Source organism: Janthinobacterium sp. 1_2014MBL_MicDiv (assembly GCF_001865675.1).
In the GTDB taxonomy this organism is placed as follows: Bacteria; Pseudomonadota; Gammaproteobacteria; order Burkholderiales; family Burkholderiaceae_D; genus Janthinobacterium.
This window is the reverse complement of the sequence record NZ_CP011319.1, coordinates 4,438,381-4,461,260: the sequence shown is the minus strand read 5'-3', so window position 1 is coordinate 4,461,260 and position 22,880 is coordinate 4,438,381. Positions and strand designations below refer to the sequence as shown.

Here is a 22,880-nt window from a genome sequence, read left to right as displayed (position 1 = left end):
ATGGTTAACGAAGACGTAGTGCGCAAGATGTTCATGGCCATCGATGGCTGCCGTTTCGAGGCGCTCAAGGAGCTGATGCATGAGGATGCCGTGTACGAGCGGCCCGGCTACTCGGCTTTTTCCGGCATCGATGAAATCCTCGACTTTTACCGGAATGCGCGCGTGATCCGCGACGGCAACCACGCCATCGTCGATTTCGTCTGCGGCGGCGACAGCGCCATGGCTTGCGGCCATTTCCTCGGGCGCAAGAAGGACGATACGGAAGTCGATATCCACTACGCGGAAATCTACCGCTTCAAGGACGACAAGATCGCCTACCGCCGCAGCTATTTCTACACCCCGGCGGTGTGAGCGCGACGGCATTGACAAGGACATGCATATGAATGAAGCGAACACTGCAAGAGTATCGGCGCTGCCGCAGGCCAGCAGCGGCGCCGGCATGGACCGCGTGGTGGCGCGCGATCCGCGCAAGCGCTGGATCAGGATGGGCGCGTGCGCGGCGGCCGTGGCGGGGCTGGCCGGCGCCGTCTGGCTGGCCATGCCGCGCGGCTATGCCGTCGAGGCGGGCGAGCTCGATATCGGCACCGTGGCCCAGGGCGTGTTCCAGGATGCGCTGGCCGTGCGCAGCACGGTCGTGCCGCTGTCGTCCGTGTATCTCGATGCGACCGAGGGCGGGCGCGTGGAAGAGGTGCTGGTGCGCGACGGCGCCACGGTGAAGCAGGGCGAACTGCTGTTCCGCCTGTCGAACCCGCAGCGCGACCAGGAAGCGCTGGCGCGTTCGGCCGACGTGGCGCAGCAGCTGGCCAACCTGTCGACCATGCGCGCCGCCCTGGCCGCCACCAAGGCCGGCTACCAGCGCGACCTGTCCGGCTATGAATACAACGTGACGCGCGCGGCCAAGGAATATGCGCGCCAGGCCGACCTGGCGGCCAAGGGCTTCATTTCGGCGGCCACGCTGGAAGAGGCGGCCGACAAGCTGGAGCAGCAGCGGCGTTTGCTGGCGCAGACGCGCGCCGACGCGGGGGCCGAATACCGCATCCGCGAACAGTCGATCACGGAGTTCGACGCCGCCATCTCGGGCTTGAACAACGGCTTGCGCCTGGTGCGCGCCAGCGCCGAACAGCTGGCCGTGCGCGCCCCCGTCGACGGCCGCCTGACCAGCTTCCAGCTGCAGGTGGGCGAATCCGTGAAGACGACGGACCGTATCGGCCGCATCGACAGTTCCGACCGCTACAAGCTGTCGGCCTCGGTCGACGAGTTTTATTTGAACCGCATCGCCACGGGCCTGAAGGGCAAGGTCGAGCAGGGGGGGCAGGCGTATGCGCTGACGGTGTCGCAGCTCAATCCGCAGATCAAGGATGGCCGCTTCACGATGTTCCTGCATTTCGACGGCGCCGCGCCATCGGGCCTGCAGCCGGGCAAGAGCCTCGACACCCACGTCACCCTGGGCCAGTCGGCGCGCGCGCTGCTGCTGCCGGACGGCGCCTTTTATGCCGACACGGGCGGCGCCTGGGTGTTCGTGCTCGACGCGGGCGGCGATTACGCGGCGCGGCGCAACGTCAAGCTGGGCCGCCGCGCGGCCGGCAAGGTGGAAGTCTTGGGAGGGCTGGCAGCAGGAGACAGGGTGATCGTTTCCGGCTACCGCCGTTTCGGTGAAGCAGAAGGGCTGCGCCTGACGCGCTGACCAGTGAATCGCCGGCGCCGTCGGGCCGGATCTTTTTTTAACTTGAAGGAAAACATAATGCTAAAACTACATAACGTCAGCAAGCTGCACCGCGTGGGAGACATCGAAACGGCGGCGCTCAACCAGATCAACCTGACGATCGAGGCGGGCGAATACGTGGCCATCACGGGCCCGTCCGGCTGCGGCAAGTCGACCCTGCTGTCCATCCTCGGCTTGCTCGACGCGCCCGACAGCGGCGAAATGCGCTTCCAGGGCGAGGACGTGGCCGGTTCCAGCGAACGCCAGCTGAACCAGCTGCGGCGCGGCCGCATCGGCTTCATCTTCCAGAACTTCAATCTGATCGATGAGCTGAGCGTGCAGGAAAACATCGCGCTGGCGCTGGAATACGGCGACCTGTCCGCGGCCGAGCGCAAGCAGCGCGTGGCGGCCGCCATGGACCGCCTGGGCGTGAGCCACCGCGCCGGCCACAAGCCGTCGCAGCTGTCGGGCGGGCAGCAGCAGCGCGTGGCCATCGCGCGCGCCATCGTCACCCGGCCAGCCCTGCTGCTGGCCGATGAACCGACCGGTAACCTCGACAGCAGCCATGGCGATGAAGTCATGCGCATCCTGCAGGAACTCAACGACGAGGGCACGACGCTGGTGATGGTGACCCACTCGCCCGCGCATGCGAAACAGGCGACGCGCGTGATCGACCTGCTCGACGGCCGCGTGGTCAACGACGGCGCCATGCTGCGGAGGGTCGGATGATCAAGTTCAGCGATTTCCGCACCGGCTGGCGCCAGCTGCTGGCCGACCCCGTGTATTCGGCCATCGTCATCCTGGGCCTGTCCATCGCCGTGGCCAGCAGCTATTTGATCCTGGGACTGGTGGCCGACGCCATGTTCCCCGAGTCGAAGATGGCGCAGCCCTCGCGCGTGGTGGCGCTCGACTTCAAGCCGAACATCCCCGACCGCAAGATCGACTGGACCGGCGCCGCGCCGTTCGTGCTGCGCGACGCGCTGCATGCGGCCAAGGCACCCGTGGCGGCGTCGGCGCGCGCCCTGAAGACCGATATCTCGGCCAGGGTGGGCGAACAGGTGGCCAGGATCGACATGGTGTTCGCCGATGCCGAGGTGGCTTCCATGTTCGGTCTGGCCAGCGCGGCCGGCGACCTGCAGGCCAGCCTGACGCGTCCTGACAGCGTGGCGCTGACCTTCGAGGCGGCCGAACGCCTGTTCGGCCAGCGCGACGTGCTGGGCCGCCAACTGGCCGTCAACGGCAAGACCGTCACCGTCGCGGCGCTGCTGCCGCGCCAGCCCGGCAACAGCCAGCTGCAGTTCGAGGCGCTGGCGCCGTTCAATTCCATCCTCAACGGCTTGCCGCCGGAAGACCGCGAAGGCTGGTATGCGCTGTCGGGCCGCGTCTACGCCACCCTTGCGCCGGGCGCCAGCGCGGCGCAGCTGGGCGAGATCGCGCAAAGCATTTTCGACCACTCGCCCGTGATCCGCGAAGTGCCGCCGGGCTGGATCGAGAATGGCCGCAAGGCCGCCTTCCTGCGCGCCGTGCCGATGGACCAGCTGGCCTTCAGCGGCGCCGGCAGCGGCGCCAAGCGCCTGCTGTACGGCGCCCTGGCCGCCGCCGCGCTGGCCATGCTGGCGCTGGCCAGCGTCAACTACGTCAACCTGACCACCGTGCGCACGCTGGCGCGCCAGCGCGAGATCGGCGTGCGCAAGTCGCTCGGCGCCAGTCCGGCGCGGCTGGCGGGGCAGCTGATCGGCGAATCGATGCTGGTGGCCCTGCTGGCCGGCGCGCTGGGCGTGCTGCTGGCCTGGCTGGTGGCGCCCGCGTTCGGCGAACTGCTCAACTACCGCTTCGACAACCGGCTGTTCACGCCGGCCATGCTGCTGTCGCTGCTGCTGGGCTGTGTCGCGCTGGGCGTGGTGACGGGCCTGTATCCGGCCCGCATCGCCCTGAAGATCAATTGCGCCGAATCGCTGTCGGGCCGCAGCCATAGCGAGAATGCGGGCGGACGCTGGGTGCGCCGCGCCATGACGGCGCTGCAGTTTGCCGCCGCCATCACGCTGTCGGCCGTCGCCGCGACGATCATGTGGCAAAGCCATTTCGTGCGCACGCTCGACCTGGGCTTCCGCAGCACGGGCCTGCTGGCGGTGACCCTGCCGGCCACGGCCACGCCGCAGTCCGCCGCCGCGCTGCGCGACGTGCTGGCGCGTTCGCCCGGCATTGATGGGGCCGCCTGGAGCGACGAGGTGCCTGGCCGCAATCCCGCGGGCCAGAACGAGGCATTCACCACGGGCAGCAATCCGGCGCCCGTGCTGATCCGCATGAATGCGGTCGACGCGGCCTTCTTCGATGTCTACAAGATCGGTTTGCTGGCTGGCAAGATCACCTCGGGCGGCACCACCGTCGACGCCAATGCCGACAAGTCCGTCGTGCTGGACCGCACCGCCGCGAAGCTGCTCGGCTTTGCGCAGGCGGAACAGGCGCTGGGCGCCAACATCAAGTCGGCCGACGGCAAGTTCGCCCGCGTGGTGGCCGTGATCGACCGCGTGCGCCAGGAAACGGCGCATGCGGAAGCGGCGGCCCAGCTGTTCTACCTGAACGACGGCAACTTCGGCGCGGGCGCCGTGCTGACCCTGCACACGAGCGACCTGCCGCAGGCGCGCAAGGCCGTGCAGGCGGCCTGGCAGCGCCTGTTCCCCGACGACGTGGTGACGATGGATACGGTCGATGCCTACCTTGCCGAGCACTACAAGCAAGACCGCATGGTGGGCGGCCTGATCGCCGCCGCCAGCGTCATGGCGCTGCTGCTGGCCAGCCTGGGCGTGTATTCGCTGGCCGCCTACACGGTGCGCATCAAGACGCGCGAAATCGTCATCCGCAAGCTGCACGGCGCGGGCGCCGGCGCCATCGCGGGCCTGCTGGTGCGCGAATTCGGCACCTTGCTGGTCCTGGGACTGGTGCTGGGCCTGCCGCTGGCGTGGCTGGCGGGCGCGCAATACCTGGCCGGCTATGTGGAACGGGCGCCCGTCGGCGGCTGGCCGCTGCTGGCGGCCGTGCTGGCGACGGCGCTGATGGCCACCCTGGCCGCCTTGCGCCATACGCTGGCGGCGCTGGGCCTGCGTCCCGTGCAGGCGCTGCGCGGCTGAGGAAATGCAATACGGGGCATGCACGCCGTGCATGCCCTCTAATGAACATTGATGAATAATAAATAACAGGAGAAACACATGTCCCGCAAAGTCTTTTTCAGAGCCGATATCGCATTTGAACCACGCGTCAATTCCTGGTACGCCTGGCCGTTCCTGATCTATCCGCCGACCCTGGGGATGATCACCAACAGCAACCACCTGAAATTGCTCGAGTCCTATGTCAAGTCGCCGCAGGTGCACATCAATGCGGCCCGCGATCCTGCACTGATCGGCGGACCGTTCATCAATTACCAGGGCGACGTCGCCAATGTGGAGCAGTTCGCCGCGCAGACGCGCACCTCGCTGGCCGAGCTGAGTTCGCTGGCGAACAAGGTATTCGAATTCCATGAACGCTTGAATGTGCTTGACGGCAATTCAGTCGAACCCCTGTACGACGAGCTGCCGGCCGAACTGCGGGGCATTACCGAGCTGACCTACGACATCCGCAGCCGGCCGTCGCTGCGCCTGATCGAGGCGCTGGTGTATGAAAAGTACAGCACCGACCGTTTCCAGAGCCTGCGCCTGATCAAGTCGGACATGGACAACCGTCCGTTCGCGCTGTCGACCCCGTGCTTCCAGGGCGATGACGGCATCGTCCTCAACGTGCCGTTCGCCAGCAGCGACGTCGACGTGCTGATGTCGGCCAAGTACCAGGGCGTGGAATTCGATACCCTGCTGGCGCTGGTCGAAAAACTCAGCAACGGCGCCTGCAGCGCCGCGCAGCTCGAGCAGCTCGTCACGGATACGCCCGTGGTGGCCAACAGCGGCAACGAGTATGCGGGCGACGGCTTGCGCGTGCGCTATTTCGCGCATGCGTCGGCGCTGATCCAGAGCCGCAACGTGTCCATCATGGTCGACCCCTTCATCGCCTCGGCCGATGCGAACGGGATTCCCTCGTTCAGCGACCTGGACTTGCCGGCACGCATAGATTACGTGCTGCTCACGCACAACCATTCGGACCATGTGCTGTTTGAAACGCTGCTGCAGATCCGCAGCCGCATCGGCGCCATCGTCGTGCCCAAGACGAGCGGCAACGGCATCACGGACCCGTCGCTGAAGATGATCCTCAACCATTGCGGCTTCCCCAACGTCATCGAGCTGGGCGAACTGGAGTCGATCGACCTGCCCGAAGGCGCCATCACGGGCCTGCCCTTCCTGGGCGAGCACGGCGACATGAATATCATCGGCAAGCTCGGCTACGCCATCCGCGACAACGGCGCCTCGACCATGTTCCTTGCCGATTCGAACAATCTCGATACCGAGATGTACCGCCTGATCGCCAGGAAGCTGGGCAAGATCGACACGATCTTCATCGGCATGGAATGCCGCGGTGCGCCGATGTCCTGGCTGTACGGCAGCTTCCTGACCAAGTCGCTGACGCGCAGCCAGGACCAGTCGCGCCGCCTGAACGGTTCCGACTGCGAGCGCGCCTATGAACTGGTGAGCTGCTTCACGCCCCATTCCGTCTTCGTGTATGCGATGGGGGCCGAGCCGGCGCTGCGCTTCATCTCCTCGATTTCGTATGACGATGAATCGGAACCCATCATCGAAAGCAACTTGCTGGTGGAAAAGCTGCGCAACGAGGACATTTATTCGGCGCGCCTGTTCGGCAAGCGGGAAATCCTCATCTCCCACGGCCGCATCAAGCTCGTTGGCGATGCCGTTCCGGAGCCGTTCTGACCCTGTCACCGACGAAGCGAGGCAATATGATGATGGCAACTTCCTGGCTGGTGCGGTCGCCTTGCGCGGCGCCGCGGTTGCGGCTGTTCTGCTTTTCCTATGCCGGCGGCAGCGCCAGCGCGTATGCCCAGTGGCAGCAGCAGCTGGGGCCGCATGTGGAGGTGTGCGCCGTGCAGCTGCCGGGGCGCGGCGCGCGCATGGGCGAAACACCGCTGATCTCGCTGGCGCAGGTGGCGTCGGCCGTGGCCGACGTGATCGCGCGCCAGGGGCCGCTGCCGTATGCCTGCTTCGGCCACAGCCTGGGGGCCTTGCTGGCGTTCGAGGTGGCGCGCTGCAGCCACCGCCTGCGCCTGCCCCTGCCGCTGCACCTGTTCGTCTCCGGTTCCGATGCGCCGGCGGCGCGCAGCGGGCTGCGCCAGCTGCATTTGCTGCCGGATGCCCAGCTGATCGATGCGCTGCGCCAGTACAACGGCACGCCGGCCGAGCTGCTCGAGCACCGCGAGCTGATGGCGCTGGTGCTGCCGGCGATCCGCGCCGACTTCGGCCTGGTCGAAACGTATGCCTACCAGCCGTGGCTGCGCCTGCCGGTGCCGCTGACCGTGCTGGCGGGCCGCGACGACGAGCATGTGGCCGGCGCCCGGCTGGCGGAATGGGGCCGCGAGACGGCCAGGGACAGCCGCATCGCCTGGTTTGACGGCGGCCATTTTTTTGTCAATGAACAGCGTGCGGCCGTGCTGGAATGCGTGGCGTCGACGCTGCGGCAATTGCCGGTTTTTACCCTTGAACGTGGCACCGAAAGGATGGCATCGTGATTTCACACGCACAGGATGTTCGCGTCAGGCGCTGGAGCATGGCCGTGCACGGCCATGGCGCCTTGTCCGTTTTTCTCACCCGGGTCGAGCAGGGCTTGTTCGATGCGGCGTGGTTCGCCAGCGAGGCGCTCGACTGTCCGCCGCAGATCGCCGCCAGCGTGCCGCGGCGGCAGGCGGAATTCTTCCACGGCCGCCTGTGCGCCCGCGCCGCCCTGCTGCAGCACGGCCTGAGCTGCGGCGACGTGCCGATCGGGCGCTCGCGCGAACCGCTCTGGCCGCCGGGCATCATCGGCAGCATCACGCATAACCAGGTGCTGGCGGCGGCGACGGTGCTGCCGCTGGGCCCCTACCGGGGCGCCGGCATCGATATCGAAAGCGTCATGACGGCCGAGTCATGGCGGGGCATGATCGATATCGTGCTGTCGGACGCGGAAATCGTCCGCATGCGGGCGATGGCGCATGCGGCGCCGTTCAGCGTGCTGATGGCGCTGGTATTTTCTGCCAAGGAAAGTTTTTACAAGGCGATGTTCAGCACGGTCAAGCGCTTCCTGGACTTCAATACCATCGTGCTGACCGATATCGACACGCGGCAGCGCACCCTGTCGTTCCGCATCGCCGATCCCCTGTGTGCGCAGCTGCAGGGGAGCGAGCACTGCCAGATTGCCTATGCGATCATCGATGAAAGGACCGTCTGCACGGCGTTCATCTGGTGACGCATGGCGGCTGGCATCAGCGGTAGGCAAAAAAATGGCGCAGCCTTCGCAGGCTGCGCCATGTTCAGATCAGGCCGGAAAGATTCAGCCTGCCACGAGGATTTCTTTTTCCGGCAGGGCGATCTGGTTGTCGACGCTGAACTGGTAATCCTTGAAGACGTGTTCGGCCGTCAGGATCTGGTATTCGCCATTGTCGAGCTTATGCGTGGTGTCCTTCAGGCGGTAGGTGTAATGGCCGCAGGTCCAGCAGTTGAAGTTGCGCATGTGCGTGCACAGACAGGTCTTGTCCATCACGACGACGGTTTTTTGCTCCGGATGGGCAGCCACTTCGCGGTTGTACGAGTTGATGTAGGCACAGTTGCCGGTCGCATCGAGCAGGTAGCCATACGATTCGCAGCCCGGGCGGATGCCGGCGCCGATGGCGGGCGTGTTTTTCAGCATGCGCATCGGGTAGCCGGTCGGCGAGACGCCGTTGACGATGATGTCTTCTTCCGAGGCCTTGTAGTATTCCTGCTTGACCTTGTGCGGCAGGCCGCATTCCTTCGTGACCGTGAAGCGCGTCGCCACCTGTACGCCGGCCGCGCCCGCTTCCAGGAAGGAAACGGCATCGCTGCCCGTGAAGATGCCGCCGGCGGCGATCAGCGGGATGTCCAGCTGTTCGGCCTTCAGGTAGGCCAGCAGTTCCGCCGTGATCGTGTGCAGGTCGTAATTGGCCCAGTCCATGCCGAAGCCCAGGTGGCCGCCGGCCAATGGTCCCTCGACGATGATGAAGTCGGGCAGGCGGTCCAGCTTGGCGTTCTTGCGCAGGAAAATCTGCAGGGCGCGCACGGACGAGACGATGATGCCCAGCTTGGCATCGCGGAAACGTGGATGGTCAGCCATCAGGGCGAACGAACCGAAGTGCAGGCCGGCCGACAGGGTGATGCCGTCGATGCCGGCGTCGAGCGCCGCATTCAGGCGCACGCGCAAGGTTTCGCGCGGGCCATTCATGGTCAGCTTTTCCATGCAATTGACGAAGATCAAGCCATCGCCTTTTTTCGCTTCCATGGTACGGCCGATATGCAGGCGCTGCGCTTCCGCCAGGCGGCCCAGGTCGAACTGCACCACGGCCTTGTCGCTGTTATTGATGTTGAACTTGTACAGTTTCGTCTTGTCTTTGACGAAGGTGGTGTCGAAGCGGCGATCCGACACGTCTTCCACCATGGCATCGGAGATATGGCCGATACCGTTCAGCCGGGCTGCTTCCAGCGCCAGCTCCGACGTGGAAATATCCACACCCATTCCGCCTATCATGATGGGCACATACTCTTTTTTGCCAAATCGCAGGCGGAAATCATCAACACGTTTCATTGCTATCCTTAGACTACCGTGGTTATCACTGAGCCAGATGTACGGTCATGCCCGCCGCCGTGTCGGCGTGCGGGCGCGCGCATGTAGCTGTGCACAGCCCCAATTCTACCCCAAGCGGGGTGGCTCACCGAGGCATTGCGCCGTTCTTTCGCTTGCCGCCCATGGGCGGCAAACGCAGGCCGGGCCGCGTTTAATCGCGGAAATTGTTAAATTCCAGCGGCATGTCGGGCACGTCCTTGCGCAGCATGGCCATGGCCGCCTGCAGGTCGTCGCGCTTGGCGCCCGTGACGCGCACGGCTTCGCCCTGGATGCTCGCCTGCACCTTCATCTTGCTGTCCTTGATGACGCGCACGATTTTCTTCGCATCGTCCGACTCGATGCCATTCTTGATCTTGATGATCTGCTTGACCTTGTCGCCGCCGATCTTCTTGATGTCACCTTCGTCGAGGAAGCGCACATCGACCTTGCGTTTGGTCAATTTGTTCGTCAGCACGTCGCGCACCTGGCTGAGCTGGAACTCGGAATCCGCGAACGCGGTCAATTCGTTTTCCTTGTGCTCGACGCGGGCATCGCTGCCCTTGAAGTCGAAACGGGTCGTGATTTCCTTGTTGGATTGCTCGACAGCATTCTTGACTTCGATCATATCGGCTTCGGAGACTACATCAAATGACGGCATGGTCTGTTCCTTTCGTATTAGAGCGAACGCGCTCGTAGCGCGCCGGGCGCGCGCATTCTTTGCAAAATGGCACAGCCCCGTTAAAGATGCGACATTTTAACGGACAACGGACGGCCTGCCCTTGTCTTGCGCTGGTTTTTTGTCGGTTTCACTCTATAATCGAGCAAAATAATCGCTATTCCATGTCTGCCGAGCTCACCATCGAACACAATTACCCCCTCCAGCGCCTGAATACCTTCGGCATCACGGCCAATGCGGCCGCCTACATGCGCATCACTTCCCAGGCCCAGCTGCAAGCGGCGCTGCAGGATCCCGCCTTGTCCGCCATGCCGCGCCTGATACTGGGCGGCGGCAGCAATATCGTCCTGACGGGCGACTTTCCCGGCGCCGTATTGCACATGGCCACGCGCGGCATGCGCCTGGCGCAGGCTGACTTCGACACCATCCTCGTCACGGCCGCGGCCGGCGAAAACTGGCACGATTTCGTGCAATGGACCCTGGCCCAGGGCGTGGGCGGGCTGGAAAACCTGTCGCTGATCCCCGGCACGGTGGGCGCGGCCCCTATCCAGAATATCGGCGCGTATGGCGTCGAAATCAAGGATTATCTGCATAGCGTGAGCGTCATGCACAGCGCCAGCGGCATCGTCTTCGACATGGACCGCGACGCCTGCCGCTTCGCCTACCGCGACAGCATCTTCAAGCAGGAAGACGGGCGCGAGCTGATCGTGCTGGAAGTGACGTTTGCCTTGCCGGCCCAGTGGCAGCCGAATTTGCGCTATGCGGAGCTGGCGCAGGCGCTGGCCGAGCGCGCGATTGCCGAACCGACGCCGCAGCAGGTGGCCGAGACGGTGATGGCGATCCGCCGGCGCAAGCTGCCCGATCCGGCCGTGATCGGCAATGCGGGCAGTTTCTTCAAGAATCCGGTGGTGTCACGCGAGCAATGTCTTGCTTTACTGGAACGTTTTCCTGCCTTGGTGCACCATGCGCAGCCCGATGGCACGGAAAAGCTGGCGGCCGGATGGCTGATCGACCAGTGCGGCTGGAAGGGGAGGAACCTGGGGCCCGCGGGAGTGTATCCCAAGCAGGCGCTGGTCCTCGTGAATAATGGCGGCGCTCGTGGCGCGGACATTACCCGGCTGGCGGCAGCGATACAGGATGATGTAGAGGCGAAATATGGCGTGCGCCTGTCGCCCGAGCCTGTGTTTGTGTGATGTGCATCAAATCCATGCTTGAAAAATGTTGAGGGCAGTACAGCCATCGACGTTTTTCTGCGTGGATCAGCCGAAATGGCAGACGTAATCCACGGTCTCCGTGGTTTCAATATCAAAATAGCTATTGCCCGGCACCTTGAATGCCGTGCCGGCGCCGTAGCTGTTCCATTCCGACGCGTCGGCCAGGCGCACCTTGCACAGGCCGCTGACGATTTCCATCGTTTCCGGCGCGCCCGTGTTGAAGCGCAGCGAAGACGCGAAAATCACGCCCACGCTTTTTTTCGTGCCGTCGGCCAGGATGACGTTGTGCGACACGCACTTGCCATCAAAGTAAATATTCGACTTCTTGACGACGCTGACATTGTCCAGTTGTGTGCTCATGCTTCACTTTCCTTGCGGTTGAAAAAAATCAATCATTGACGTCATCGGCGCCCAGCACGCTGTTGCGTCCGCCGCGCTTGGCCGCGTACAGGGCCTGGTCGGCGCGGTTGATCAGCTGCTCGATGGTCGAGTTGGGCGAGGGCACCACGGTGGCCACGCCGATCGAGATGGTGACGATGCCGGTGTCTGCCGCCGGGTTCTCGATCTGCAAGCCTTCCAGGTGGCGCCGGCACGCTTCGGCGATCAGCAGGGCGCCGGCCGCTTCCGTTTCCGGCAGGATCAGGGCGAACTCTTCGCCACCGTAGCGGGCCGCCAGGTCGGCCGGGCGTTTCAGATGTTCCGTCAGCACGGCGGCGACCTTTTTCAGGCACAGGTCGCCCGGCAGGTGGCCGAAATGGTCGTTATAGCTCTTGAAATGGTCGATATCGCAGAACAGCAGGCTGAGCGGTGCTTTGTCGCGCTGGCCCCGCTGCCATTCGAATTGCAGGGTTTCATCGAAGCGGCGGCGGTTGGCGATGCCCGTCAAGCCATCGAGCGCGGCCAGTTTCTGCAGTTCGATATTGGCGTCGGCCAGGTTTTTCTGGCTTTCTCGCAGGAAACGAAAAGCCTGGTCGCGCTGCAGGCGGCTGATGTGCGCCGCCGAGTGATAGCGTATGCGCGCCAGCAATTCCAGGCGGTCCGGCAGTTTCACCACGTAATCATTGGCGCCGACGGCAAAGCTGTGCGCCTTCAGTTTCGGATCATCCTTGGCCGACAGCACGATGACGGGCACGTGCGCCAGCGCCTCGTGCTCGCGGTACAGCTTGATCAAGGCGAAGCCGTCAATGCCTGGCAGCACCAGGTCCTGCAGGATGACGGTGGGTTGCAGGCGCAGTGCCGTCTCCAGGGCCTGGGTGGCATCGGTGACATAGTGAAACTCGATATCCTGCTGGTCGCTCAGCATGCGCCGGATTGCCTCAGCAATGATCAACTGGTCGTCCACCAGCAGAACGCTGACCTTGAATTCGGTCAGGGCAGGTTCGTGCTGGATGAAACTGGAGGAAAATTCTGGCATTGCATTCTTTTCAGATGTTAGGGGAGGGCTCCCACCCATTGTTGAGTTTGGCGCCCAGGCGGCTGCGCAGGCTGGCGCCGATTTTGTCCAGAGGCAAAATTTGTTGCGCTGCATCGAGTTCGGCCGCCGCGCGCGGCATGCCGTACACGGCACTGCTGGCCTGGTCTTGCGCGATGGTCGTCTTGCCGGCGCGGCGCATGGCCAGCAAGCCGTCGCCGCCGTCGCGTCCCATGCCTGTGAGCAATACGCCGATGGCGTCGCCGCGCCAGTGCTGCGCCACGCAATTGAAGAATACATCGACGGAGGGGCGGTAAACATACTCGCGCGGTGCTGCATCGTACCCCAAACGATAATTTTGATCTAGCAGCAGGTGGTCATTGGTCTTGGCGATCAGCACCGTGCCGGACACCAGCTCGTCGCCCTCGGCGATCACGCGCACCGGCATGCTGAGCTGGTCGTCCAGCCATTTGGCGAAGTGCGAGGCGAAGGTTTCATCGATATGCTGGACCACCACGATGGCGCAGCCGGGCGGCGCCGTCCAGCCGGACAGCACCCTGGCCACGGCCGACGGGCCGCCCGTCGAGGCGCCGATGGCCACCAGCGTGCTGACCTGACCGTCGCCGCGTTCGCCGCCATTGGCCGGCGCCTGGCGCGGCGGCGGCGTCTCGGCGCTGTGCCGTATCAGCTTGCCGATGGTCTTGATCTTGGCCAGCAGTTCGCTGTCGCCGCCGGCCTTGCCTTGCAGCATGGGCGTGGCGGTGACGTCGAGCGCCCCCGCGCCCAGGGCGCGAAAAACCTGGTTGACATTGTCCTGCGGCCGGCCCGTGACGACGAGGATGGCGCACGGGCTTTGCTCCATGATCAGGCGCGTCGCCTCGACGCCGTCCATCTCCGGCATGTTCAGGTCCATCAGGATCAGGTCGGGGCGGTTGCCCTCGCACATGCGCACCGCTTCGAGGCCCGTGCGGGCGATCCACAGCACCTGGTGTTCCTGCGTGCTGGCCACCACGCGGCGCAAGGCCTCGGCGGCCATGGCGACATCGTTGGCAATGGCAATTTTCATGAAGTACAACTCATAAGCGGGCATCTCCTATCAGGTCGGCCACGGCGTCGAGCAAGGTCTCGTCGTGGAAGCTGCCTTTGGTCAGATAATAGTCGGCCCCGGCGGACAGGCCGCGTGCGCGGTCTTCCGGGCGGTCCTTGTACGAGACGATCATCACCGGCAGCTTGTGCAGGTGCAGATCCTTCTTGATCAGCGAGACCAGTTCGATGCCGTCCATGCGCGGCATGTCGACGTCGGTGATCACCAGGTCGTATTCGCCGCTGCGCACGACGTTCCAGCCGTCGATGCCGTCGATGGCCACGTCGACGTCGAAGCCGCGCGCCAGCAGCAGCTTGCGCTCCATCTCGCGCACGGTTAGCGAATCGTCGACCACCAGGATGCGCTTGGCGCGGCGCCGCTCGGCGTGCCCCGTCTGCGCCAGCTGGTGCAGGCCGCCCTCGTGCAGCAGCTTGTCGATCGACAGCAGCAGGTCGGGCACGTCGAGGATCAGCACCGGCTCGCCATCGTCGAGCAGGGCGGCGGCGGAAATGTCGCGCATCTTGCCGAAAATCGGGTCGATCGCCTGTACCGCCAGGCTTTGCTCGCCGCGGATGGCGTCGACCACCAGCGCGTAGCTTTGCTTGCCGCGTCCGATCACCACCACCGGCAGGTCGTCGGCGCTGCTGGCCGTCTCGCCCAGTTCGAGCACCTGCGCCGCCGAGACCAGGCCCAGGTGCTCGCCCTTGAGTTCAAAGAACTGCTTGTTTTCCAGCGTGTGGATGGCCGCCTGCGGCACGCGCACCACGCTTTCCACCTTGACGATGGGGATGGCGTAGGCTTCGCCCTGGATGTCGATCACCAGCGCGCGCACGATCGATTGCGTCAGCGGCAGGGTGATGAGGGCGCGGAAGCCGCGTCCCGGCTCCGATTCCAGGCGCACCGTGCCGTTTTGCTGGCGTATCGTCTCGTGCACGATATCGAGGCCCACGCCGCGTCCGGACAATTGATTCGCCGTGGCCTTCAGGCTGAAGGCGGGCAGGAACAGGAATTCCAGCAGCTCGCCCGGCGACAGCGCGGCGGCCATGGCGGGGCTGGCCATCTTGCGCTCGATGACGGACTGGCGGATCTTCTCCAGGTCGACGCCGCGCCCGTCGTCGCTGATCTCGATGCTCAGCATGCCGGCGCGGTGGCGCGCCTCCATGCGTATCGTGCCCAGCGCCTCCTTGCCCGCATCGATGCGCTCGTACGGACCTTCCATGCCATGGTCGATGGCGTTGCGCAGCATGTGGTTCAGCGGGCTTTCGATCTTCGCCAGGATGTCGCGGTCGACCAGCGTGTCCTCGCCCTCGATCTCGAGCTGCACTTCCTTGCCCAGGCTGCGCGCCAGGTCGCGCACCATGCGCGGAAACGCGTGGATGCCGTCGCGGAAAGGGCGCATGCGCAGGGCCAGCACTTCGTCGACCATGCCTTGCGAGACGGCCAGCAGGCGCCGCTCATAGGTTTCGATGTCGGCGATGTGCTCGAGCATGAACTGCTTCATGGGCTGCGTCTTTTGCAGCGCCAGCAGCGATTTTTCCATCAGGCCCGCGTCGCCCGAACGGGCAATGGCTTCGTGCAGGTGCTCGATGGCGGAAAACAGGCTGCTCTGGTTGCGCTTGAAGCGCTGCAGGGCGCCGATGAACGGGTGCATCTGGTGCGCGTTGATGCGCGATTCGCTGGCCAGCGACAGCAGCTTGTCGAAATTCTGCGCCGGCGCCTTGGCCGGCGTCGTGCCGCCGCGCGGCGCCGGGGCGGCCGCAGCCGCTTCCTCGTCCGCCAGGCCGCTCGACAGCGGCGCTTGCAGCTCGGCGATGTCGGGCTGTGCTGGCGCTGGTGCAGGCGCCGGTGCGGGGGCCGCCGCCGGGGCCGACGGCAGGGCCGGCAATTCCGGCAGTTCGGCGATGCCGGCGATGGCGTTCAGGGTCTGGTCGATCTGTGCCGCGTTGGCGGCGAGCCACGCCTCGGCGCCCGCGTCGTCCAGGCGCGACAGCTGCACAATCAGGTCGACGCCCGACAGCAGCACGTCGACCCGTTCCGGCGTGAGTTTCAATCGCCCATGCTGGGCGGCAACAAAGCTGTCTTCCATGCCGTGCGCCAGCTGCACCACCACCTGCAGGCCGACGATGGCGGCGGCGCCCTTGATCGAATGGGCTGCGCGCATCATCGCCTCGACGGCGGCGGCGTCGCCCGCATGGCGCTCCATGGCCAGCAGGCCATCGGTGAGAATCTGGGTCTGGCTGTCCGCCTCCATGCGGAACAGGTCCAGCATGGAAAAGGCACTCAGGTCGCCGTGCTGGTCCTGGCTCATCGTAATAGTCTCGCAAGTTGAAAGCCGATCAGCGCCGTGTCGAGGCAGCCGATGCGCAGCTCGCCCTCGGTGATGACGCCGGACAGGAAGCGCGACAGGCCCTTGTTGATGGTGGCGGCCGGCGCCTGCACGGTGCCCGACGCGTAGCGCACGATGCCGTGCAGGTCGGCCACGGGCAGGGCATAGGCCTGGTCTTCCCAGCGCATCAGCAGCAGGCGCGCGAATGTATGGCGGCCCTTGGTCGGCGGCGCGCCCTGTTCGTCGATGCCCAGCAGCGACGCCAGCGACATGCACGGATACAGCTTGCCGCCGATGTTGACGATGCCCGACAGGCCACGCCCGCTGCGGTGCGGCAGCGCGTGCGGCTTCGCCTGCGGCGCCACCGAGTCGAACACGCACGTGGGCAGCGCCAGCCATTCGCGGCCGATGCGAAACACCAGCGCCGAACTGTCGCGCACCTCGCCGCCCGCATCGATCTGGCGGAAGTGGCTGGCCCAGTCCTGCTGGTAGTGTGCGTCGACGGGACGCTGCAGGTTGCGCTGGGCGGCATCCGCATACACGTCGCAGTTGCGGCAATGGACGTTGGCCGGCAGCTTGCTGCAGCTTTGGTCGCCGACCACGCCGATATGGTTCCAGCAGTCCTGGATCGCTTCGGTGGTCTCGCTGCCGGTGATGGTTGTCATGCTGCGTTCCCCTTAGTTGCTGGCCTGGCGGCGCTGGTAGATGCGTGCCGCGCGCGCCTTCAGGGTGGCGGCGGCCGTATGGTTGCCATTGCGTTCGGCCAGCAGCGACAGATGGCACAGCGCTTCGTAATGGTCGGGTTGCAGGTAGATGCAGCGGCGCCAGTAGTCGTCGGCCAGGTCCATCTTGCCGGCCAGTTCATTGATGATGCCCAGCATGAAATACGCTTCCGCCGCCTCGGGCACCCTGGCCAGGTGGGCGTGGCATTTCTCGCCCGCTTCGCGCAGCAGGCCGCGGTCGGCCAGCACGCGCGCCTCGGCCAGCAGGTCGGCCGGTGCCGGCGCCGTTTGCACCGGTACCGGGCGCGGCCGCGCCGCTGCTGGCGGCGCGGCCTGCGCGGCGGCCCGGGCAGGCGCGGGCCGCGGCGTCGGCGGCACGCTGCGCAGCGCGCGCGCGGGCGGCAGCGCGGCGACCTGGATGACGGCCGCCGGCGGCGTGCTTTCCTTTTTCAGGGCGAAGGCCTGGCGGAACTGCAGCGGCGCGAAGCCGTTCTGGCAGAACGACGGCACCTCCGCATAGCCGGCCAGCAGCATGCCGTCGTCGGCCAGCAGGGCGGAGAGGTTGTGAATGGCCGCGCGCGTGGTCGGCTTGTCGAAGTAAATCAGCAGGTTGCGGCAGAAGATGACGTCGTAATGGCGGCTGTAGGTGGCCGTATCGAACTGCAGCAGGTTGCCCTGCCTGAACGTGACCTGTTCGCGCAAGGCGTCGATGATGCGGTAGGAATCGTCGGCCACATGCGTGAAATAGCGTTCGCGGAAGGCCACGTCCTGGGCGCGGAAGGCGTTGCGGCCATAGATGCCGGCCTGCGCCCGTTCGATGCAGCCGGGGCTCAGGTCATAGGCGTCGATGCTGAACGCCTGTTTCGGCACGGCGCCGTCGCGCAGCGCCATGGCCATCGAATACGGTTCCTCGCCGCCGGCGCAGGGAATCGACAGGATGCGCGTGGCGCGGCCCCGCGCCCAGCGTTCCTGCACCAGTTCGACGGTGGCGTAAAACGCCTGCGGGTCGCGGAACAGCCACGATTCGGGCACCACCACCAGTTCGATCAATTGCGTCATTTCGGCCGGCGTGAGCGCCTGCAGGTAGGCCTCGCTGTCGGCAAAGCCCGTTTGCTCCATGCGCTGGCTGACGGCCCGCTCGGCCACGGCTTTCGAGACGGACAGCCCGGTCGCGCGGCGCAGCAGCGTTTGCGCCGTCATGCCGCGCTCCCGGCCGGAAACAGCAGCGCGCGCACGTCGGGCGGCAGCAGGTGTTCGAGTTCCACCAGTTGCACGATGCCGTCGGCGTCGCTGGCCACCTGGCCCAGGAAGGGCGCCGTCGCCACGCCGCTGTCGTCGAGTTTTTGCGGATCGATGTCGGCGATGCCGCGCACCTGCGAGGCCATCAGCCCCAGCGCATGCGCGGCGCCGCCAGGCGCGCGGTAGTCGACGATGATGATGCGCGTGTCGAATTGCGCGGCCGCTGCCGGCAGCCCGGCCAGGCGCGACAGGTCGATCACGGGCACGGGCGCGCCGTGCAAGTCCATCAGCCCGGCCACATAGTCGGGCGTGAGCGGCAACTGCTTGAGCTCCAGCAGCGGCAGCACGCGCACGATGCCGGCCAGCGGCAGGCCGTAGCGGTCGCGTCCGATGTGAAAGAGCAGTACTTTCATGGGGCTCAGATGGTGACGGCGAAGGTCGACACGCTCGACTGCAGGTCGCCGGCCGCGTACTGCAGCTGGTGCACCGCCTCGCTGGTGGCTTTCAGCGATTCCACCGTCTGCTGCGTGGCGTCGTTGAGCTGCATCATGGTGTCGGAAATCTGCGAGGCGCCGATCGCCTGCGACTGCATGCCTTGCAGCACGGCGTCAAACTGCGGCGTGAGTTTCTGCACCTGGTCCATCACGGACGACAGCTGTTCGGCCACTTGCCGCACTTCGCCCACGCTGCGGCGGATTTCCTCCGAAAATTTGTCCATGCCCATCACGCTGGCGGACACGGCCGATTGCATTTCCTTCAGCATTTGCTCGATATCCCAGGTGGACACGGAGGTCTGGTCGGCCAGGCGGCGGATTTCGGTGGCCACGACGGAGAAGCCGCGGCCCGCTTCGCCCGCTTTTTCCGCCTCGATGGCGGCGTTCAGCGACAGGATGTTGGTCTGGTCGGCCACCTTGGTGATGGTGATCAGCACGCTGTTGATGTTGCTGGCTTTTTCCGACAGGGCGGCCAGCTTGGCGTTGATGGAGTCGGTGGCCGAGACCATGTGCTGCATGGTCGAATCCATGCGCTTGAGGTTATTTTGCGCTTCGGCCGTGGCATTCGTCGTGTAGTCGGCCACGGCGGTGGCGTCTTCCATGGTTTTCAGCAGCTGGCTCGTATTGGCCGAGATTTCCTTGGTGGTGCTGAGAATTTCCACGCTGGTTTGCGCCTGTTCAATGCCCGTGGCTTCCTGCTGGCGCGCCGAAGCGGCGATTTCCGTGGCCGAGGTCGTCACCTGGATGCCCGCCTTCTGCACATTGTTGAGCAGGCTGCGCAGGTTCTCGAACATCTTCGCCAGGCCGTTGCCCAGCTGGCCGATGGCGTCGCTGCCGGTGATGCTGACCTTGCCCGTCAAGTCGCCCGAGGCGGCCTTCGACACCACTTCCAGCAGCGAATCGACCTTGGCGCGCAAGCTATTCGTGGCGGCCAGTTCATTGGCCTGGTTGTCCTGGATGGTTTGCGCCATGCGGTTGAATTCTTCCGTCACCTTGCCCAGTTCGTCGCGCGAGATGATGGCGGCGCGCGCGCCCTGCTCGCCGCCGGCGATGCGGCCGACGGCGTCCGTCAGGTTGTTCAGCGGGCCGAGGATGGCGCGGCCCAGCACGTAGGAAATGCCCAGCGCCAGCACGATGCACAGCACGCCGCCCAGCGCCAGCGTCAGCAGCATGGTTTCCTGCAGCCTGGCGGTGGTGGCCGTGCGTTCGGTCAGCAGGCGGGTTTCTTCGGCAGCCGCCTCGTCGAGCAGCCTGTTGGCTTGCAGGATGCCGGGCGAGCCGGCCGCAGGCACGAGGCGCGCCACCGCTTCGGTCGCGCCCGGTGCATTGCCCAGCGTGCGGCGTTTTTCGATCAAGGGGGTGATCCACTCCTTGACCCAGGCCGTGGTCAGCGCGTCAATCTTGCGGAAGCGTTCCGTCTGCGTCTTGTTATCGGCCGTCATGGTCATGGCCTTTTGCGTGTGCTGGCTCAGCACCGCCATCTCGTCGGTCTCCGAATTGAGCGACACTTCATTGCCGCTCAGGATGTAGCCCCGTGTTTCCACCTGGATCTGCAGGATGGAATTGTGGATCTTGTCGATCTCCACCAGCACTTCCATCGTATGCCGGTCCCAGGCATTGGCCTCGGACAGGCGCGAAAAGCTGTTGTAGGCGACGCCCAGCAGGATCAGGATGATGACCACGATCGAGCCGAAGCCCAGGTACAGTTTATTCTTGATACTCAGGTCTTTGAACATGGGAGGGCTCCGGAAGCGGGAAGGTCAGCACAATTGCACTGTAGCATTTTGCCATGCGGACAGCAAAATGGGGGCGATCTGGGCGCGCGCACGGCCGTAAATCACGGCCGAGTGCGCTCCAGACGTAAAAAAGCCGCCCATGGGCGGCTTTTGGCGGGCGCGGGAGGCGGTGCCTCCCGGCAACTACTTACTTCTGGCCGCGCTTTTCGCGGGCGATGGCGGCGATGCGCATGCGCAAGGCGTTCAGCTTGATGAAGCCGCCGGCGTCGGCCTGGTTGTAGGCGCCGCCGTCTTCGTCGAAGGTGGCGATGTTCATGTCGAACAGCGAATCGGTCTTCGAGTCGCGCGAGACGACGATCACATTGCCCTTGTACAACTTGATGCGTACCCAGCCGTTCACGGTTTCCTGCGTGTGGTCGATCAGGGTTTGCAGGGCGACGCGCTCGGGCGCCCACCAGTAGCCGTTGTAGATCATCGAGGCGTAGCGCGGCATCAGGTCGTCTTTCAGATGGGCAACTTCGCGGTCCAGGGTGATCGATTCGATGGCGCGGTGGGCTTTCAGCATGATGGTGCCGCCCGGGGTTTCATAGCAGCCGCGCGATTTCATGCCGACATAGCGGTTTTCCACCAGGTCCAGGCGTCCCACGCCATGCTTGCCGCCAACTTTGTTCAGTTCGGCCAGCACGGTGGCGGGCGACATGCGCACGCCGTTGATGGCGACGATGTCGCCTTTTTCGTATTCGATGTCCAGGTATTCCGCTTCGTCCGGCGCCTTTTCAGGGCTGACGGTCCAGCGCCACATGGTTTCTTCCGCTTCGGCGCTCGGGTTTTCCAGGTGGCGGCCTTCAAAGCTGATGTGCAGCAAGTTGGCGTCCATCGAGTACGGCGCGCCGCCGTTCTTGTGCTTCATGTCGATTTCGATGCCGGCGTCTTCCGCGTACTTCAGCAGTTTTTCGCGCGACAGCAGATCCCACTCGCGCCATGGGGCGATGATCTTCACGCCTGGCTTCAGCGCGTAGGCGCCCAGTTCGAAACGCACCTGGTCGTTGCCCTTGCCGGTGGCGCCGTGCGAAATGGCGTCGGCGCCGGTGGCGTTGGCGATTTCGATCAGGCGCTTGGCGATCAGCGGGCGGGCGATCGAGGTGCCCAGCAGGTATTCGCCTTCATACACGGTATTGGCGCGGAACATCGGGAAGACGAAATCGCGCACGAATTCCTCGCGCACGTCTTCGATATGGATGTTTTCCGGCTTGATGCCGAATTTGATGGCCTTGGCGCGTGCCGGTTCCAGTTCTTCGCCCTGGCCCAGGTCGGCCGTGAAGGTGACGATTTCGCACTGGTAGTTATCTTGCAGCCATTTCAGGATGACGGAGGTGTCGAGTCCGCCCGAATAGGCGAGAACTACTTTTTTAATGTCGCTCATATTGCTTCCAGTTGTCGTTGTCTATGTATGTAGTGCGATGCTGCCAGGTGATCGGCCATTTCCTGGCGAATTAACTGATTTTACCGAGTAACAGGTACTCGATTAAAGCTTTTTGCACGTGCAGGCGGTTTTCCGCCTCGTCCCACACCACCGATTGCGGGCCGTCGATCACTTCGGCGGCCACTTCCTCGCCGCGGTGGGCGGGCAGGCAGTGCATGAACAGCGCGTCGGGCGCGGCGCGGGCCATCTTCGCGCCATCGACGATCCAGCCGTCGAAGGCGGCGATGCGGGCCGCGTTTTCCGCTTCGTAGCCCATGCTGGTCCACACGTCCGTGTTGACCAGGTGCGCGCCTTCGCAGGCGTCGGACGGGTTGGCGAAGAAGGTGTAGCGCTGCGTCTTGACCTGCGACAGGTCGATGTCGTAGCCCTTCGGCGTCGACACGTTGACGTGGAAGCCGAACACCTCGGCCGCCTGCAGCCACGAATACAGCATGTTGTTGGCGTCGCCGATCCAGGCGACGACCTTGCCGGCGATCGAACCGCGGTGCTCGATATACGTGAAGATGTCGGCAAATACCTGGCACGGGTGGTGTTCATTGGTCAGGCCATTGATCACGGGCACGCGCGAGTTGGCGGCGAAACGCTCGATGATTTCCTGGCCGAAGGTGCGCACCATGATGATGTCGCACATGCGCGACATGACCTGGCCCGCGTCTTCCACCGGTTCGCCGCGGCCCAGCTGCGAGTCGCGCGTGTTCAGGTAGATGGCGGCGCCGCCCAGCTGGTGCATGCCGGCCTCGAACGACAGGCGCGTGCGGGTGGAATTCTTTTCAAAGACCATCACCAGGGTGCGGTCGATCAGTGGATGGTAGATTTCGTAGTTCTTGAACTTGCGCTTGATCAGATGGGCGCGTTCGATCACATATTCGTACTCTTCCAACGTGAAATCGGAGAACTGGAGGTAGTGCTTGATCGGTTTTTTTGTAGACATAATGACCACTTGAAGATGCGCAGGCCGCCGGCGGCGTGCCTTTCCCGCCGGGTTGCATCAGCCGAAAAACGTCGTGCTGATGGCTGCCTTGCCCGGCGCGCTGCTGTGTTGACCGTCGCCCG

The 22,880-nt window shown here is 64.7% G+C and carries 20 protein-coding genes; 8 read left to right on the top strand and 12 right to left on the bottom strand.

What is annotated here, in order from left to right; translation table 11 throughout:
• The 7 genes from YQ44_RS19345 to YQ44_RS19315 all read left to right on the top strand — a co-directional run bounded on the left by YQ44_RS19345 (position 1) and on the right by YQ44_RS19315 (position 8,074).
• Positions 1-351, top strand: coding sequence for a nuclear transport factor 2 family protein (locus YQ44_RS19345; RefSeq protein WP_071324769.1), 351 nt, complete (start codon positions 1-3; stop codon positions 349-351).
• A gap of 28 nt (positions 352-379) precedes the next feature.
• The gene (locus tag YQ44_RS19340; RefSeq protein WP_071326626.1) at positions 380-1,684 is read left to right on the top strand and encodes an efflux RND transporter periplasmic adaptor subunit; all 1,305 of its coding nucleotides are present in this window, start codon (positions 380-382) and stop codon (positions 1,682-1,684) included.
• A gap of 57 nt (positions 1,685-1,741) precedes the next feature.
• Positions 1,742-2,431 (top strand): ABC transporter ATP-binding protein, encoded by a 690-nt coding sequence (locus YQ44_RS19335; protein WP_071324768.1) that lies wholly within the window; start codon positions 1,742-1,744, stop codon positions 2,429-2,431.
• A complete protein-coding gene (locus YQ44_RS19330) occupies positions 2,428-4,830 on the top strand; it encodes an FtsX-like permease family protein (protein ID WP_071324767.1) in 2,403 nt (800 codons plus the stop codon). The genes YQ44_RS19335 and YQ44_RS19330 overlap by 4 nt, the downstream gene beginning before the upstream one ends.
• Positions 4,831-4,908: 78 nt before the next feature.
• On the top strand, positions 4,909-6,549 hold the full coding sequence (locus tag YQ44_RS19325) for an MBL fold metallo-hydrolase (protein WP_071324766.1): 1,641 nt from the start codon (positions 4,909-4,911) through the stop codon (positions 6,547-6,549).
• A 26-nt stretch (positions 6,550-6,575) separates the two neighbouring features.
• On the top strand, positions 6,576-7,361 hold the full coding sequence (locus YQ44_RS19320) for a thioesterase II family protein (RefSeq protein ID WP_083411954.1): 786 nt from the start codon (positions 6,576-6,578) through the stop codon (positions 7,359-7,361).
• On the top strand, positions 7,358-8,074 hold the full coding sequence (locus YQ44_RS19315; RefSeq protein WP_156894913.1) for a 4'-phosphopantetheinyl transferase family protein: 717 nt from the start codon (positions 7,358-7,360) through the stop codon (positions 8,072-8,074). The genes YQ44_RS19320 and YQ44_RS19315 overlap by 4 nt, the downstream gene beginning before the upstream one ends.
• 84 nt (positions 8,075-8,158) lie before the next feature.
• On the opposite strand, the gene YQ44_RS19310 is transcribed toward YQ44_RS19315, so the two are convergent.
• Together YQ44_RS19310 and YQ44_RS19305 are read right to left on the bottom strand one after the other, a co-directional pair.
• Positions 8,159-9,424, bottom strand: a complete 1,266-nt coding sequence (locus YQ44_RS19310; RefSeq protein ID WP_071324763.1) for a nitronate monooxygenase — start codon at positions 9,422-9,424, stop codon at positions 8,159-8,161.
• A gap of 190 nt (positions 9,425-9,614) precedes the next feature.
• A complete protein-coding gene (locus YQ44_RS19305) occupies positions 9,615-10,100 on the bottom strand; it encodes a YajQ family cyclic di-GMP-binding protein (RefSeq protein ID WP_034759416.1) in 486 nt (161 codons plus the stop codon).
• Between the two features lie 182 nt (positions 10,101-10,282).
• On the opposite strand from YQ44_RS19305, the gene murB reads away from it, so the two are divergent.
• Complete coding sequence (murB, locus tag YQ44_RS19300; RefSeq protein ID WP_071324762.1) at positions 10,283-11,311, top strand: UDP-N-acetylmuramate dehydrogenase; 1,029 nt, start codon at positions 10,283-10,285, stop codon at positions 11,309-11,311.
• 66 nt (positions 11,312-11,377) lie between these two features.
• Here the strand turns inward: murB and ppnP are convergent, their stop codons facing one another.
• From ppnP to argF, 10 genes are all read right to left on the bottom strand, one after another.
• Positions 11,378-11,692, bottom strand: a complete 315-nt coding sequence (ppnP, locus tag YQ44_RS19295; RefSeq protein WP_071324761.1) for a pyrimidine/purine nucleoside phosphorylase — start codon at positions 11,690-11,692, stop codon at positions 11,378-11,380.
• Positions 11,693-11,720: 28 nt separating this feature from the next.
• Entirely contained in the window at positions 11,721-12,746 is a 1,026-nt protein-coding gene (locus YQ44_RS19290) for a GGDEF domain-containing response regulator (RefSeq protein ID WP_071324760.1), read from the bottom strand.
• 10 nt (positions 12,747-12,756) lie between these two features.
• Complete coding sequence (gene cheB, locus YQ44_RS19285; protein ID WP_071326625.1) at positions 12,757-13,809, bottom strand: chemotaxis-specific protein-glutamate methyltransferase CheB; 1,053 nt, start codon at positions 13,807-13,809, stop codon at positions 12,757-12,759.
• 10 nt (positions 13,810-13,819) lie between these two features.
• Positions 13,820-16,135, bottom strand: coding sequence for a hybrid sensor histidine kinase/response regulator (locus tag YQ44_RS19280; RefSeq protein WP_071324759.1), 2,316 nt, complete (start codon positions 16,133-16,135; stop codon positions 13,820-13,822).
• On the bottom strand, positions 16,132-16,818 hold the full coding sequence (locus YQ44_RS19275) for a chemotaxis protein CheW (protein WP_071324758.1): 687 nt from the start codon (positions 16,816-16,818) through the stop codon (positions 16,132-16,134). The genes YQ44_RS19280 and YQ44_RS19275 overlap by 4 nt, the downstream gene beginning before the upstream one ends.
• A 12-nt stretch (positions 16,819-16,830) precedes the next feature.
• Positions 16,831-18,075: a CheR family methyltransferase gene (locus YQ44_RS19270; protein ID WP_071324757.1), complete on the bottom strand. Its 1,245-nt coding sequence runs from the start codon at positions 18,073-18,075 to the stop codon at positions 16,831-16,833.
• Complete coding sequence (locus YQ44_RS19265; protein ID WP_071324756.1) at positions 18,072-18,527, bottom strand: chemotaxis protein CheW; 456 nt, start codon at positions 18,525-18,527, stop codon at positions 18,072-18,074. Before YQ44_RS19265 ends, YQ44_RS19270 begins: the two co-directional genes overlap by 4 nt.
• Positions 18,528-18,532: 5 nt before the next feature.
• Positions 18,533-20,344, bottom strand: a complete 1,812-nt coding sequence (locus YQ44_RS19260; RefSeq protein ID WP_071324755.1) for a methyl-accepting chemotaxis protein — start codon at positions 20,342-20,344, stop codon at positions 18,533-18,535.
• A 187-nt stretch (positions 20,345-20,531) separates the two neighbouring features.
• Complete coding sequence (locus tag YQ44_RS19255) at positions 20,532-21,767, bottom strand: argininosuccinate synthase (protein ID WP_034759383.1); 1,236 nt, start codon at positions 21,765-21,767, stop codon at positions 20,532-20,534.
• A gap of 70 nt (positions 21,768-21,837) precedes the next feature.
• Entirely contained in the window at positions 21,838-22,758 is a 921-nt protein-coding gene (argF, locus tag YQ44_RS19250) for an ornithine carbamoyltransferase (RefSeq protein WP_071324754.1), read from the bottom strand.
• Positions 22,759-22,880: the final 122 nt, after the last annotated feature.

Bases quoted from the DNA above. Each gene is read 5' to 3' on its own strand.
- YQ44_RS19345 (WP_071324769.1), top strand. From the start codon at position 1: ATGGTTAACGAAGACGTAGTGCGCAAGATGTTCATGGCCATCGATGGC.
- YQ44_RS19340 (WP_071326626.1), top strand. From the start codon at position 380: ATGAATGAAGCGAACACTGCAAGAGTATCGGCGCTGCCGCAGGCCAGC.
- YQ44_RS19335 (WP_071324768.1), top strand. From the start codon at position 1,742: ATGCTAAAACTACATAACGTCAGCAAGCTGCACCGCGTGGGAGACATC.
- YQ44_RS19330 (WP_071324767.1), top strand. From the start codon at position 2,428: ATGATCAAGTTCAGCGATTTCCGCACCGGCTGGCGCCAGCTGCTGGCC.
- YQ44_RS19325 (WP_071324766.1), top strand. From the start codon at position 4,909: ATGTCCCGCAAAGTCTTTTTCAGAGCCGATATCGCATTTGAACCACGC.
- YQ44_RS19320 (WP_083411954.1), top strand. From the start codon at position 6,576: ATGATGATGGCAACTTCCTGGCTGGTGCGGTCGCCTTGCGCGGCGCCG.
- YQ44_RS19310 (WP_071324763.1), bottom strand. From the start codon at position 9,424: ATGAAACGTGTTGATGATTTCCGCCTGCGATTTGGCAAAAAAGAGTAT.
- YQ44_RS19305 (WP_034759416.1), bottom strand. From the start codon at position 10,100: ATGCCGTCATTTGATGTAGTCTCCGAAGCCGATATGATCGAAGTCAAG.
- murB (WP_071324762.1), top strand. From the start codon at position 10,283: ATGTCTGCCGAGCTCACCATCGAACACAATTACCCCCTCCAGCGCCTG.
- ppnP (WP_071324761.1), bottom strand. From the start codon at position 11,692: ATGAGCACACAACTGGACAATGTCAGCGTCGTCAAGAAGTCGAATATT.
- YQ44_RS19290 (WP_071324760.1), bottom strand. From the start codon at position 12,746: ATGCCAGAATTTTCCTCCAGTTTCATCCAGCACGAACCTGCCCTGACC.
- cheB (WP_071326625.1), bottom strand. From the start codon at position 13,809: ATGAAAATTGCCATTGCCAACGATGTCGCCATGGCCGCCGAGGCCTTG.
- YQ44_RS19280 (WP_071324759.1), bottom strand. From the start codon at position 16,135: ATGAGCCAGGACCAGCACGGCGACCTGAGTGCCTTTTCCATGCTGGAC.
- YQ44_RS19275 (WP_071324758.1), bottom strand. From the start codon at position 16,818: ATGACAACCATCACCGGCAGCGAGACCACCGAAGCGATCCAGGACTGC.
- YQ44_RS19270 (WP_071324757.1), bottom strand. From the start codon at position 18,075: ATGACGGCGCAAACGCTGCTGCGCCGCGCGACCGGGCTGTCCGTCTCG.
- YQ44_RS19265 (WP_071324756.1), bottom strand. From the start codon at position 18,527: ATGAAAGTACTGCTCTTTCACATCGGACGCGACCGCTACGGCCTGCCG.
- YQ44_RS19260 (WP_071324755.1), bottom strand. From the start codon at position 20,344: ATGTTCAAAGACCTGAGTATCAAGAATAAACTGTACCTGGGCTTCGGC.
- YQ44_RS19255 (WP_034759383.1), bottom strand. From the start codon at position 21,767: ATGAGCGACATTAAAAAAGTAGTTCTCGCCTATTCGGGCGGACTCGAC.
- argF (WP_071324754.1), bottom strand. From the start codon at position 22,758: ATGTCTACAAAAAAACCGATCAAGCACTACCTCCAGTTCTCCGATTTC.